A 12293-nucleotide genomic window follows, 5' to 3' on the forward strand; every position below is an offset into this window, starting at 1 on the left:
GATATCACCTACGTCTGGACCGGTGGCCGTTGGCATTACCTGGCAGCTGTGCTTGACCTCCATGCCCGCCGGGTCGTGGGCTGGGCGATGTCTGACAAGCCCGATGCAGAGCTGGCAGTAAAAGCGCTCGAGATGGCCTATCAGCAACGAGGTTGCCCATCAGGCGTGCTGTTTCACTCCGACCAGGGCAGCCAATATGGCAGCCGGGCATTTCGGCAACGGCTGTGGCGCTATCGCATGACCCAGAGCATGAGTCGTCGTGGTAACTGCTGGGATAACGCCCCGATGGAGCGGTTGTTCAGGAGCCTGAAGTCAGAGTGGCTCCCTGTGACGGGATACATGAGCCTGCGGGAAGCGAAACGGGATATCAGTTATTACCTGATGGATTACTACAACTGGCGGCGTCCACATCAACACAATGACGGGATACCGCCAGCAAAAGCCGAAGATCGGCCTAACCAAGTGTCCGGATTTAGTTGACCACTACAACCACTACACCACCGAATTTAGTACCACAGCCCTTGTGGTACTAATAATGGTACTAAATGAGCTGGCTTCTGGCGACTCCCTCGGACTTTTACGGACAACAAAAAACCCGCAAAGCCTTACGCTATGCGGGTTTCTGTACTTCTTCGTTCCCGGCCGGAACATTATTTGGTGGAGCTGGGGGGATTTGAACCCCCGTCCAAAATTACTACATCCTTGGCACTACATGCTTAGTCACTCTTTACATTCGCCAACCCGCTGCGGAGAGACACGCCACGAATTGACTAGCTCGATTGGTTTTAATGCTTCCGCCCCGAGCAGGACTTCCACACGATCCTGTGAAGGATGACCTTCCGATTCCCTAGGACACAGGCAAGCTAGGGTAGAAGGGCTCTGCGCAGGTTATTAAGCTGCCAGTGCGTAGTTTTCGTCGTTTGCGACTATTTTTTTGCGGTTTATTAACGAGGCCTACCGCACCTCGGCATGCACCTTGGGTTTCGTGAATCTTGTCGAATCCAGAATCAGCCCCAAGTTGTTAAGAGGGATTGTACGCAAAAATCCTGCCATGGCAAGGCGTTGATGGTCATTCCCGCAGGGTGTTGCTCCGTTTGCCGATTTATTGTGCGCACGCCTGGCGGGAGCGGGTAAGCGGCGGGCCGGAAAAGAAAAAGTCCGGGCAGGAGCCCGGACCTTGCAGCATCAAGCGGATTAGCCGCGGTGCTTGTTCTTCATGATGCGGGCTTTTTCCCGATCCCATTCGCGGGCCTTGGTGTCTTCGCGCTTGTCGTGCTCTTTCTTGCCCTTCACCAGGCCGATTTCGACCTTGACCCAGCACTGTTTCCAGTAGAGGGCGAGCGGCACGATTGTATAGCCCTGACGGGCGATCAGACTTTCGAGCTTGTCGAGTTCACGACGGCTCAGCAGCAGTTTGCGGGTCCGGGTCGGGTCGCACACCACGTGGCTGGAGGCAGCCTGCAGTGGCAGGAAGCTGGAGCCGAACAGGTAGGCCTCGCCATCGCGGAAGATGACATAGGCTTCGCTGATGTTGGCCTTGCCCGCCCGCAGGGATTTGACTTCCCACCCTTGCAGGGACAGACCCGCTTCGATCTTCTCTTCGATGAAGTATTCGTGGCGCGCGGTTCTGTTGAGTGCAATGGTGTTGGACCCGGCTTTGTTTTTACTGTTTTTTTTGCTCATGACGGGCGATTTCCGGCAATGACTGGGAGGAGGGCATTATACGTGGGCAAGGGCGGCTGTAAAACGCGCAGCGGGTCAACTGATGGCTTTATGAGCAGTTTGACCGAGGTTTTACCTCCAAAAGCGCAAACATGGTGATAAAATCGCGGCGATTGGATGAGGAAAAGCCATGCCCCGTATTACTCGCAGTGCCCTGGTGATGTTCAGCGCAGAACAGATGTTCAGGCTGGTCAATGATGTTCACGCCTATCCGGAGTTCCTGCCCGGTTGTGTCGGTAGCCGTGTCCACGAGACCGGTGATGACTATATGACGGCGTCGGTCGATGTGGCCAAGGCCGGGATTGCCAAGACTTTTACCACCCGCAACCAGCTCGAGGCCAATCGGCAGATCAAGATGGAGCTGGTGGAGGGGCCCTTCAGCAAGCTGGCGGGCTGGTGGACCTTCACCCCGTTGGACGTGGATGCCTGCAAGGTGGAGTTCGATCTCGACTTCGAGTTCACCTCCAAACTCATCGAGCTGGCGTTTGGCCAGATCTTCCGCGACCTGGTGAGCTCCATGGTGCTGGCCTTCTCCAACCGCGCCAAGGTGGTGTATGGTGCCTGATCAACTCAATATCGAAGTGGTCTATGCCCTGCCTCAGAAACAGACTGTGCTGCGGCTGCGGGTGGCGCCGACCACGACGGTGCAGGCCGCCATCGAGCAGTCCGGCATCATGAGCAAGCACCCCGAGATCGATCTGGCGGTCAACAAGTTCGGCATCTACAGCCGACCGGTCAAGGGCGCCGAGCTGCTGCAAGATGGCGATCGCATCGAGATCTACCGTCCGCTGATCGCCGATCCCAAGGAGATGCGTAAGAAGCGCGCCGAGAAGGCCAAGGAGGAGGGGCGTGCCGACGTGGTGACCGGCGGCCGGCCCAATGCCAACCGCAAACAGTCCGACTGAGAGCCTTTGGCTCGACACCGCATCTAAAAAAGGCGCCTTGGCGCCTTTTTTGATCCCGTCATCCCGCCAAGCGGGGCGCTTCGTTACAGCTGGAGCAGCCGTTCGTTCTCGACCACTTCGCAGCCGGCGGGCTGGCGGGAGAGGGCTATCATGGCGCGGGCCACCTGGCCGACCTCGATGGCGCGCCAGCGGCGCAACCTGCCTACCAGCAGTGGTTTCAGCAAAGGGTAGATGGCCTGGAAAAACTGCTCCGAGCGGCGCGGCGGCTGGCGATCCCCCAGCAACATGGCGGGACGCACGATGGCGAGCCGCTGCCAGGGCTGGGCCAGCAGGGCCTGCTCCATCTCCCCCTTGGTACGGGGATAGAGGGCGGGTGAGTGCGGGTTGGCCCCCAGGCTCGAGACCACCACCAGCCGCTGGCAGCCGTGGCGACGGGCCAGCTCGGCAAAGGCCAGCACATAGTCGAGATCGACCCAGCGAAAGGCCTCGGCGGAGCCCGCTTCCTTGCGGGTGGTGCCAAGGCAGCAGAAGGCGAGATCCACCAGCTCGGGCAGATTCACCTCGGCCAGCATATCGAAATTGACCGGCAGCCAGTGGTGGGCGGGCTGCTGCTCTCCTGGCTTGCGGCAGAGCAGGGTCAGTTCATGCTCCGCGGGCAGTTGTCGCACCAGCTCGCGGCCGATGAGGCCGCTGGCTCCGGCGATCAGGATCCGGCTCATGCTGCTCTCCCTGTGTGATTGAATCGAGGCCAGTATTGGACGAGGGGCTGCCCGCTGCAAGGGGGTAATGGGTGGCCGGCGGCAATAAAACAAAACCGGCGCGAGGCCGGTTTTGTGGATGGGATCAGAGCGGGGTATGGAAGGCCGCTGGCAGCGGGAAGTCGCCGGTGACCGTGGCCAATCTGTCGTTGACGAAGGTCAGGGTGAGCTCCTTGCGCTCTTTTTCGCCGCGCCCCGGCTGGAATTCATAGAGGTAGTACCAGGTGTTTGGGTCAAAGCCATCGCGCAGCATGGCAGAGCCCAGCACGAACTCGACCTGCTCGCGGGTCATGCCCTGGCGCAGTTTGTCGACCTGTTTTTGTTCCACATAGTTGCCCTGGGGAATATCGATGCGATAGACCAGGCTGCAACCGGACAGGGTGAGGGCGGTCAGGGCCGCGGCAATCAGGTGTTTCATCCGCATATCGAGTTCAGATCATCCATTCAAGTCTTTTTAAGCTCGGCAAATCATACCGGCTCCCTCTACGGAAGTAAAAAGCCATTGATCCATCAGCCAATAAAAAGGGCCGCCATGCGACCCTTTCTGCCCATTGCGCCCCTTACATGGCGGCGCGGAAGATGGCGACGATCTCGTCGTGGCTCGCCTGTTTCGGGTTGGTGAAGCCGCAGGCGTCTTTCAGGGCGTTCTCGGCCAGCACGTTGAAGTCGTCGGCCTTGACGCCGAGCTGCTCCAGCCCGGCCGGGATCTTGACGTCGCGGGCCAGCTGCTGGATGGCGGCAATGGCGGCGGCGGCCCCTTGCTCATCGGTCATGGCGCTCACGTCCACCCCCATGTGACGGGCCACGTCCTTCAGGCGGCCGGCGCACACCTGGGCGTTGTAGGCCTGCACGTGGGGCAGCAGCACGGCGTTGCACACCCCGTGCGGCAGGTCGTAGAAGCCGCCCAGCTGGTGGGCCATGGCGTGCACGTAACCCAGGCTTGCGTTGTTGAAGGCCATGCCGGCCAGGAACTGGGCGTAGGCCATCTGTTCGCGGGCGTGCAGATCGTCGCCCTGATTGACCGCGGTGCGCAGATGTTTGGCGATGAGCTGGATGGCCATGATGGCGCTGGCATCGGTCACCGGAGTGGCGATGGTGGAGACATACGCCTCGATGGCGTGGGTCAGCGCATCCATGCCGGTGGCGGCGGTGAGGCCGGCCGGCTTGGCCAGCATCAGCTCGGGGTCGTTGACCGACATCAGCGGGGTGACGTGCTTGTCGACGATGGCCATCTTCACGTGGCGGGCCTCGTCAGTGATGATGCAGAAGCGAGTCATCTCGGAGGCGGTGCCGGCGGTGGTGTTGATGGCGATGAGCGGCAGTTGTGGCTTGGCGGAGCGATCCACCCCTTCGTAATCCTTGATGCTGCCACCGTTGGCGGCCACCAGGGCGATGCCCTTGGCGCAGTCGTGGGGCGAGCCGCCCCCCAGCGAGATGACGCAGTCGCAGCCATTGGCCTTGAGCATGGCCAGGCCCGCTTCCACGTTGGTCATGGTGGGGTTGGGTTTGGTCTCGTCGAAAACTGCGCTTTCAATGCCATGTTCTGCCAGCAGGCCGGCCACCTTGGCGACCACGCCAATCTGGTTGAGGATCTTGTCGGTGACGATCAGCGCCTTGCGATGGCCATAACCCTTGATATCGGCTGCCGCTTCTTGCAGGCAGCCTGCTCCCATCAGGTTGATTGCGGGAATGTAGAACTTGAATGTCGCCATGATGGACTCCGTATGATTAGCCATTAAGTGGTATACGGGCGCCAACATAGCACCGTCAGGGGGGATGAAAAGGGGTCAATAGTATCTGCTTTGCAACTTTATGGACTCGATCACGTACCGGAAACATGGGCCGCGACAGGGATTGACAAGCGCGCTAGCCTGTTCGCGAACAGAAAAACGTTTTTCAATTAATTCATCAAGTTAGCAAACGTTTTGCGCCGAATTTGTGGCTGTCAATGCAAGGAAGTGTGAGATGCTTCAAGGAATTGGAAAGCGCTTTCGACCATAGTTGGCGCCTCCCCGACGAGGGGAGTGAAGGCTTGAAAGTACCATAAAGAATCACCTTAACTTGCCCCTGACCATGCTGGTGGGGAGCAACCAGGAGTCCACTATGTCTGATGTATTTCACTTGGGTTTGAAAAAAGCGGATCTGCAAGGCGCCACCCTGGCGATCGTCCCCGGTGACCCCGAGCGCGTGAAGCGCATCGCAGAGCTGTTGGATAACCCGGTGCACCTGGCCAGCCATCGTGAATTCACTACCTGGCGTGGCGAGATGGACGGCAAGGCCGTGATCATCTGCTCCACCGGTATCGGCGGCCCGTCCACCTCCATCGCGGTGGAAGAGCTGGCTCAGCTGGGCATCCGTACCTTCCTGCGCATCGGCACCACCGGCGCCATCCAGCCGCACCTGAACGTGGGCGACGTGATCGTCACCACCGGCTCCGTGCGCCTCGACGGTGCTAGCCTGCACTTCGCGCCAATGGAGTTCCCGGCCGTGGCCGACTTCGACTGCACCACTGCGCTGGTCAACACCGCCAAGGAGCTGGGTTCCAAGTTGCACGTGGGCGTTACCGCCTCTTCTGACACCTTCTATCCGGGTCAGGAGCGCTACGACACCTTCTCCGGCCGCGTGGTACAACGCTTCCAGGGTTCCATGAAAGAGTGGCAATCCATGGGCGTGCTGAACTTCGAAATGGAGTCCGCGACGCTGCTGACCATGTGCTCCAGCCAGGGCCTGCGCGCCGGCATGGTGGCCGGTGTCATCGTGAACCGTACCCAGCAAGAGATCCCGAACGCCGAGACCATGGCGAAGACCGAATCTGATGCCATCAAGATCGTGCTGGGCGCTGCCCGCAAGCTGATCTGATAGCCCTCTTTGTAACAAAGAGTACCGAGTGGGGGGTGGGGGCCGTTGCGAAAGCACGGCCCCTATCTTTATCCGCCGTTTACCGCTTTTCCCCTTCTCTTTTTCCCCTCTATTTCCTTCTGAGTTATCCCTGTTGCCCCGTCATGGCCGCCAGCGCCTGCTCAAAGGGTGCCTCACAGCGGATCCGCATCGGCTCGTCACTGATCGGGTGAACAAAGTCGAGCTCACTGGCGTGCAGCATCAGTCGCGGCGCCTGCTCGCAGCCGGGCGACAGCAGGCCGCCATAGAGATCGCAGCCAAGGATGGGATGGCCCAGCTGTTGGCTGTGGATGCGCAGCTGATGGGTGCGACCGGTTTCCGGTACCAGCCGCACCGAGGTCAGCGGTACGGCGTCGCCCTGTACCTGGCAGATCAGGCGCGTCATTACCTGATAGCGGGAGCGGGCGGGCTTGCCGCTGACGGCGCAGATGCTCATCAGCGGAAACAGCGCCGGATCCTTGGCGATGGGAGCATCGATCACCCCCTCGTCTTCGGCCAGATGGCCGCACAGCAGGGCGCTGTAGGCCTTGCTCACCGTGCGCTGGCTGAACTGGCGGCAGAGCAGGGCGTTGATGGCCTTGTTCCTGGCCACCAGCATGATCCCCGAGGTGCCAAAATCGAGGCGATGGACCAGGGCGCAGCCGGGATAATCTTGCACCAGCCGGTGGTGCACCGAGTCGAGGTTCTGCGGGTTCTTTCCCGACAGGCTCAGCAGGCCGCTCGGCTTGTTGATGAGCAGCAGGTGCTCATCCTCAAACAGGATCTCGATGGCGGCCGCACAGGGCGGGGCGATGAAGGTGTCGATGATGGCGGACATGGGGCGCACGGTCTGAAAAGGGAGGGGGATCATACCCGAACCGGCGGGGCGCGGCGAATAACTGCAGAAGCGGCTCTCGTCTTGTGACTAACTGCTTGATAACGCAGGGAAGGGGCCGTTTTGTGACCCCTTCCAGAGTTAATGCGGCCGCGGCTTGCTAAGGTATGGCTCCCTGTCATGTTGTAAGGAGCCTGTCCATGGCGTTGCCCGTTATTCTCGATTGCGATCCCGGCCACGATGATGCCATCGCCCTCATCCTGGCGCTGGCCAGCCCCGAGCTCAAGGTGTTGGCGGTCACCACTAGTGCGGGCAACCAGACGCCGGACAAGACCCTCAACAATGCCCTGCGCATCCTGACCCTGCTGGGGCGTGACGACATTCCGGTGGCGACGGGGGCTCCCAAGCCGCTGGCCCGCGAGCTTATCATCGCCGACAACGTCCACGGCGAGTCGGGCCTCGATGGCCCCAAACTGCCGGATCCTGCCTTTGCCCCCGTGGCCATGACCGCCCTCGAGCTGATGGCCAAGTGCCTGCGCGAGAGCCCTGAGCCCGTGACCCTGGTGCCGACCGGCCCGCTCACCAACATCGCCCTGCTGCTGGCGGCCCACCCCGAGCTCAAATCCAAGATCGCCCGCGTCGTGCTGATGGGCGGTGCGGCGGGAGCCGGCAACTGGACCCCGGCGGCGGAATTCAATATTTATGTGGACCCGGAAGCGGCCGATATGGTGTTCAAGTCGGGGCTCCCCATCACCATGTGCGGGCTGGACGTGACCCACGAGGCGCAGGTGATGGACGAGGATATCGAACGGGTACGCGCCATCACCAATCCGGTGGCCCAGTGCGTGGCCGGTCTGCTCGATTTTTTCATGATCTACCACCGGGATCCCAAGTGGGGATTTGCTGGCGCCCCGCTGCACGACCCCTGTACCATTGTCTGGTTGCTGGCTCCCGCGCTGTTCCACGGGGTCGAGTGCCGGGTCGATATCGAGACAGGCGGCACCCATACTAGCGGCATGACGGTGGTGGATCGCTACGGTCTGACCGGCAAGCCGGCCAATGCGCTGGTGCTGCTGGGGCTGGATCGGGCCGGTTTTATCGATCTGCTGGTCACGCGGCTGCGGGCCTTTGACTGAACGCAGTTCCACTCTTGCAAGAAGGGGCGAAGCGATGTGGAAGACAGGGCTGGCATTGTTGGCCGGGTTGCAACTGACGGGGTGTGCCACGCCGTTCGAGTCGATGTGGCAGGGGCTGGCGACCTGCGAGCTGGACGATCTCTATCTCGACAGCGAGACGGGCAAGCCGGCACACCCGCAGCTCAACCACTACACCCCCTACAAGGTGGCGGACGGCTTCGCCTGGTACAAGACCCGCCAGGAGCTGCACGGCCTGCCCATCAGTGGTTTTCTCATTCCGGCCTCCACCTTCGAGGTGCACGCCCTGTTCGTGGATACCCCCATCGCCAACGCGCGCCGGCTTACCCACAACGCCTACGGCAGCGAGTTTTCCGACGAGCAGAAGCACGATGAAGGGTTGGCCCCCCTGCTGCTGCGCGATCCCAACAACCCCAAACGCTCCATCATCGATTGCACCCGGGGCGAGAGCCAGGAGTCGCTGCCGGAGGAGCCTTTCCCCGAGTAGAAACAAGGCCGACGCCTTGGTAGAGATAGAAAGAGGGCCTGCCTTGTCGGCTGGCCCTCTTTCTATCTGGCGGATTGGTCCCAGTCACAGACGATCAAGTCTGTGGTTTCAGGGGTAACCCAGCGTCTCTTTGATAACCGGTAATTGGGCTTTTATCCAGGCGGGATTGATGGGCCCCCAGTCACTGATGCGATAGTGCCCCTGCAGATGGCGAGCCCCCTCGGTCTGCTCGAAGCCGCAGCTGATGTCCAGCTCGGCCAGGGCGCTGAGCGTATCCTGCGCGGTGCGGCGCGGCATGCCGGTCGCCTCCATGATGGCCGGCACCGTATCCGTGCCCTGGCTGATCAGCCATGCCACGTAGAGCCGCCGATAGAAGCTGGTGCGCGTCTTGCTCGGCTCACTCATATCTCGTCCTCGAGACGATCGAAGTAGCGCCAGGTGGCGATGGCAGCCTTGCCCATCACCAGGGCCCAGATGCCGAACCAGAACCAGCGGAAGAAGCTCCAGGTGGAAGCGTCGGGCTCGGTGCTCTCAATCTTGGTGACGTTGGGGAACATGGAGAACATGTTGATGCGCCAGCCGTAGGAGGTGATGATGGCCAGCCGTTTTTCGAACTCCATCGACTTGGCCTTGGCCTGCACGTCGGCGGCGTTGAACTTGAAGTAGAAGGGCCAGCCCCACTCGGTGTCTTCGTTGCGGAACACGCGGATCTTCTCGCCGGGACGCTCGGTATAGATGTAGTAAACGTCGGTGGTGGGGCCGTCGGCCGGGTTCTTCTGGCTGATGGGGCCATCCTTGTCGGTGCGTTTCACCTCCACCCCTGTGATGGTGGCGATGGTGTGTTCCGGCAGATAGAAATCGAGCCAGATGGCGGTGACGAGGGCGATGAGCCCGAGGCCGATGAAGGCCGGTTTCTTGAAGGACAGCTTCATGATGATCTCGCATGAGGGGGAGTGACGTGCCTCTACCATACCCATATTTGGTGAGGTAGCCCAGCCCCCAATGAAGCCTGATCATAAAAAATAGCGTTTAAAACAATAACAAGTCGTCAGCGTCATTAACAGAGAGGCCCCGCGTGCGGGGCCTCTCTATCTGGTCAGTGGGTGTGTGTCACAGCTGGAACTGGGACAGCTGCTTGCGCTGCTGCTCGGCGAGCTGTGACAGTTCGTGACTGGCGGCGGCACTCTGGCTGATGCCGGCTGCGTTCTGGTTCACGATCTCGTGGATGTTGGTGATGTTGCGGTTGATGTCGGCGGTGACGCAGGACTGCTCCTCGGCGGCGGTGGCCACCTGGGCGTTGGCGCCGTTGATCTGGTTGACCGCCTCCGTGATGCCGCCCAGCAGATCCTGCACCTGGCCGGAGAGCTGCTGGTTGTGGGCCAGGATGGCCAGGGTATCCTGCACGCCGTTGTTGGCGGAGAGAGACTGGCTCTGCAGCTGCTCGATGATGGCCTGGATCTCCTTGGTGGAGTCCTGGGTGCGGGCCGCCAGCATGCGCACCTCGTCGGCCACCACCGCAAAGCCGCGACCGGTTTCACCGGCGCGGGCGGCCTCGATGGCGGCGTTGAGGGCCAGCAGGTTGGTCTGTTCGGAAATCCCCTGGATGACCTCGATCACCTTGCCGATCTGCTCGGACTGGGACTTGAGGCTGGCCACCACGGAGGCGGCGCTCTCCAGGCTGTTAGCCATCCGGCTGTTGGCCTGAATGCTCTCGGCAAACAGTGCCAGCCCCTTTTCGACCCGCTGGTTGGCATCGCGTGCCAGCTCGTCGGCCAGGGCGGCGTTGTGGTTGACGTTGTCGGCGGTGCTGGCCAGCTCGGTGACGGCGGAGGCCACCTGCTCGGTCTCACCGCGCTGCTGCTGGGCATTGACCTCTGCCTGGGTCATCACGGCGGCAAGTTCGGTGGCGGCGGAGGCCACGTTGCCGCTGATGCCGGTCAGGGTGTTGATGGTGCTGCCAAGCTGGCTCAGGGTCTGGTTGATGTCGGCGGCCAGCTGGCTCAGCTCGTTGTTGCCATCGCTGGCGGCGCGCACGTTGAAGCGGCCCTGGGCCACCGCGCGCATCACCTGCTGCAGCTGACCGATGGGGCGCACGATGCGGCCGGAGAGCCACCAGCCGCCAAACAGGGCGGCGGCCAGGCTGGCCGCCATCAGCAGCAGGGTGCGCAGCAGGGTGGCATGGTAGTGAGCCTGCTCTTCGGCAATTTCAGCCAGGATCAGCTGGTTGACGTGGGCGGACATGGCATCGATCTGCTTAATGAGATCTTCCCCCAGATCGCGAAAGCGCAGGCGGGCCTGCTCATAGGCGGCAGGATCGCCGCCGCCCTGGTGCTTGGCGGCCAGCAGCGGCAGCATGTTGCTGCGGGTGTGGCCGAGGTAGGCCTGCAGGGCGGCCGCGACCCGGCTGTTGTCCTGCTCGGCGCCGGCGATGGCCAGTCTGGCCAGGATGGCACCTATCTCCTGCTCGACGGCGGAGAGCTCGCTGGGCAGCTGGGCAAAGCGGGCGGGATCGTAGAGGCCGTAGATGGCGTTGGTGCGCAGCCGGTAGGTGGCGTGGATCAGGGTGGCGATGTCGTCCTTGTGACGGGTCACGCTGGCGGTGGTCTCGTTCATGTCGTCGATGGCGCGGTCGATGTCCTGTTTGCCGATCCCGATCATCAGGATCATCAACAGGCTGGCGAGCAGGAGAGGGATGAGTACTTGCAGACGGATAGAGAGATTATTCAATGACATGAAAGATCCTGACCCAAAAGAGAAACAAGGCGGCATCTTACACAGGCGCGACAAAGCTTGTCACAGGTTTTTAAGGTGCAAAACCGGCTATTTGAAAAGGTTTTTTCTTGTGTTAAATGAGTGTGATAGGCAAGATCGTCGGTCTGTTACCATGGAGGTGTTGTGTGTCCGACTGGATCGATCCTGCCATTTTGGCGCTGTTTATTCCCACGTTCTTTTTTGTCTCCGTGACCCCCGGCATGTGCATGACCCTGGCGATGACCCTCGGCATGAGTCTGGGGGTGCGCCGCACCCTGCACATGATGTGGGGCGAGCTCATCGGAGTCGGCCTGGTCTCTGTGCTGTCGGTGATCGGGGTGGCGGCCGTCATGCTCAACTACCCGGCGCTGTTTGCCGCCTTCAAGTACGTGGGCGGCGCCTATCTTATCTGGCTCGGCATCCAGATGTGGCAGGCCAAGGGCAAGCTGGCGATCCCGGCGGATCTGTCGGCAGCCCAGGAGACGCGGCCGCTGGCGCTGGCCATGCAGGGCTTCGTTACTGCCATCGCCAACCCCAAGGGGTGGGCCTTCATGGTCTCCCTGCTGCCCCCCTTCATCAATGCGGCCAAGCCGATGACCCCCCAGATCAGCGCCCTGGTGGCCCTGATCCTGCTCATCGAGTTCTCCTGTCTGCTGCTCTACGCCAGTGGCGGTCGCACCCTGCGCCACTTCCTCGCCAAGAGCGGCAACGTCACCCTGATGAACCGGATTGCCGGCTCTCTCATGCTGTTTGTCGGGGTCTGGCTGGCGCTGGGTTGATACCGCACTTGCCAGCTGGTCTGTT

At 61.3% G+C, this 12293-nt stretch carries 15 protein-coding genes and 1 other RNA gene; 7 read left to right on the top strand and 9 right to left on the bottom strand.

Features of this window, described 5'->3' with window-relative positions:
* A partial coding sequence (locus tag AB5Y98_RS15075) for an IS3 family transposase (RefSeq protein ID WP_368231650.1) occupies nt 1-480 on the top strand: 480 nt, incomplete at its 5' end.
* A gap of 175 nt (nt 481-655) precedes the next feature.
* Here AB5Y98_RS15075 and ssrA read toward each other — a convergent pair.
* Together ssrA and smpB are read right to left on the bottom strand one after the other, a co-directional pair.
* Nucleotides 656-1015: a transfer-messenger RNA gene (gene ssrA, locus AB5Y98_RS15080) on the bottom strand.
* A gap of 179 nt (nt 1016-1194) precedes the next feature.
* Nucleotides 1195-1683 (bottom strand): SsrA-binding protein SmpB, encoded by a 489-nt coding sequence (gene smpB, locus AB5Y98_RS15085; RefSeq protein WP_025201963.1) that lies wholly within the window; start codon nt 1681-1683, stop codon nt 1195-1197.
* Nucleotides 1684-1852: 169 nt separating this feature from the next.
* Between smpB and AB5Y98_RS15090 the strand changes: the two genes are divergently transcribed.
* Together AB5Y98_RS15090 and AB5Y98_RS15095 are read left to right on the top strand one after the other, a co-directional pair.
* Complete coding sequence (locus AB5Y98_RS15090) at nt 1853-2287, top strand: SRPBCC family protein (protein WP_201988454.1); 435 nt, start codon at nt 1853-1855, stop codon at nt 2285-2287.
* A complete protein-coding gene (locus AB5Y98_RS15095) occupies nt 2280-2627 on the top strand; it encodes an RnfH family protein (protein WP_368232314.1) in 348 nt (115 codons plus the stop codon). The genes AB5Y98_RS15090 and AB5Y98_RS15095 overlap by 8 nt, the downstream gene beginning before the upstream one ends.
* Nucleotides 2628-2710: 83 nt before the next feature.
* Here the strand turns inward: AB5Y98_RS15095 and AB5Y98_RS15100 are convergent, their stop codons facing one another.
* The 3 genes from AB5Y98_RS15100 to yiaY form a co-directional block, all read right to left on the bottom strand.
* Entirely contained in the window at nt 2711-3346 is a 636-nt protein-coding gene (locus AB5Y98_RS15100; protein WP_368232196.1) for an NAD(P)H-binding protein, read from the bottom strand.
* Between the two features lie 124 nt (nt 3347-3470).
* On the bottom strand, nt 3471-3809 hold the full coding sequence (locus tag AB5Y98_RS15105; protein ID WP_005298963.1) for an outer membrane protein assembly factor BamE: 339 nt from the start codon (nt 3807-3809) through the stop codon (nt 3471-3473).
* A 136-nt stretch (nt 3810-3945) separates the two neighbouring features.
* Complete coding sequence (yiaY, locus tag AB5Y98_RS15110; protein ID WP_024942879.1) at nt 3946-5097, bottom strand: L-threonine dehydrogenase; 1152 nt, start codon at nt 5095-5097, stop codon at nt 3946-3948.
* Between the two features lie 391 nt (nt 5098-5488).
* On the opposite strand from yiaY, the gene udp reads away from it, so the two are divergent.
* Entirely contained in the window at nt 5489-6244 is a 756-nt protein-coding gene (gene udp / locus AB5Y98_RS15115; protein WP_005298967.1) for a uridine phosphorylase, read from the top strand.
* A 124-nt stretch (nt 6245-6368) separates the two neighbouring features.
* Here the strand turns inward: udp and AB5Y98_RS15120 are convergent, their stop codons facing one another.
* Entirely contained in the window at nt 6369-7133 is a 765-nt protein-coding gene (locus AB5Y98_RS15120; RefSeq protein WP_164464939.1) for an RluA family pseudouridine synthase, read from the bottom strand.
* A gap of 164 nt (nt 7134-7297) precedes the next feature.
* On the opposite strand from AB5Y98_RS15120, the gene rihA reads away from it, so the two are divergent.
* Together rihA and AB5Y98_RS15130 are read left to right on the top strand one after the other, a co-directional pair.
* The gene (gene rihA, locus AB5Y98_RS15125) at nt 7298-8233 is read left to right on the top strand and encodes a pyrimidine-specific ribonucleoside hydrolase RihA (RefSeq protein ID WP_368232197.1); all 936 of its coding nucleotides are present in this window, start codon (nt 7298-7300) and stop codon (nt 8231-8233) included.
* A gap of 34 nt (nt 8234-8267) precedes the next feature.
* Nucleotides 8268-8738 (top strand): hypothetical protein, encoded by a 471-nt coding sequence (locus AB5Y98_RS15130; RefSeq protein ID WP_005298971.1) that lies wholly within the window; start codon nt 8268-8270, stop codon nt 8736-8738.
* A 108-nt stretch (nt 8739-8846) separates the two neighbouring features.
* Here AB5Y98_RS15130 and AB5Y98_RS15135 read toward each other — a convergent pair whose 3' ends face one another.
* The 3 genes from AB5Y98_RS15135 to AB5Y98_RS15145 all read right to left on the bottom strand — a co-directional run bounded on the left by AB5Y98_RS15135 (nt 8847) and on the right by AB5Y98_RS15145 (nt 11471).
* Nucleotides 8847-9143 carry a helix-turn-helix domain-containing protein gene (locus tag AB5Y98_RS15135; RefSeq protein ID WP_005298972.1) on the bottom strand — a complete coding sequence of 99 codons (297 nt, stop codon included), beginning with the start codon at nt 9141-9143 and terminating at the stop codon, nt 8847-8849.
* Entirely contained in the window at nt 9140-9670 is a 531-nt protein-coding gene (locus AB5Y98_RS15140; RefSeq protein ID WP_005298974.1) for a DUF1523 family protein, read from the bottom strand. Before AB5Y98_RS15140 ends, AB5Y98_RS15135 begins: the two co-directional genes overlap by 4 nt.
* A 178-nt stretch (nt 9671-9848) precedes the next feature.
* The gene (locus tag AB5Y98_RS15145; RefSeq protein ID WP_368232198.1) at nt 9849-11471 is read right to left on the bottom strand and encodes a methyl-accepting chemotaxis protein; all 1623 of its coding nucleotides are present in this window, start codon (nt 11469-11471) and stop codon (nt 9849-9851) included.
* A gap of 164 nt (nt 11472-11635) precedes the next feature.
* Here AB5Y98_RS15145 and AB5Y98_RS15150 point away from each other — a divergent pair, with 164 nt between their 5' ends.
* Nucleotides 11636-12268 (top strand): LysE family translocator, encoded by a 633-nt coding sequence (locus tag AB5Y98_RS15150; protein WP_010634529.1) that lies wholly within the window; start codon nt 11636-11638, stop codon nt 12266-12268.
* Nucleotides 12269-12293 lie beyond the last annotated feature (25 nt).

The sequence above is a fragment of the Aeromonas sp. s3 genome (assembly GCF_040907805.1).
GTDB classification, from domain to species: Bacteria; Pseudomonadota; Gammaproteobacteria; order Enterobacterales; family Aeromonadaceae; genus Aeromonas; species Aeromonas dhakensis.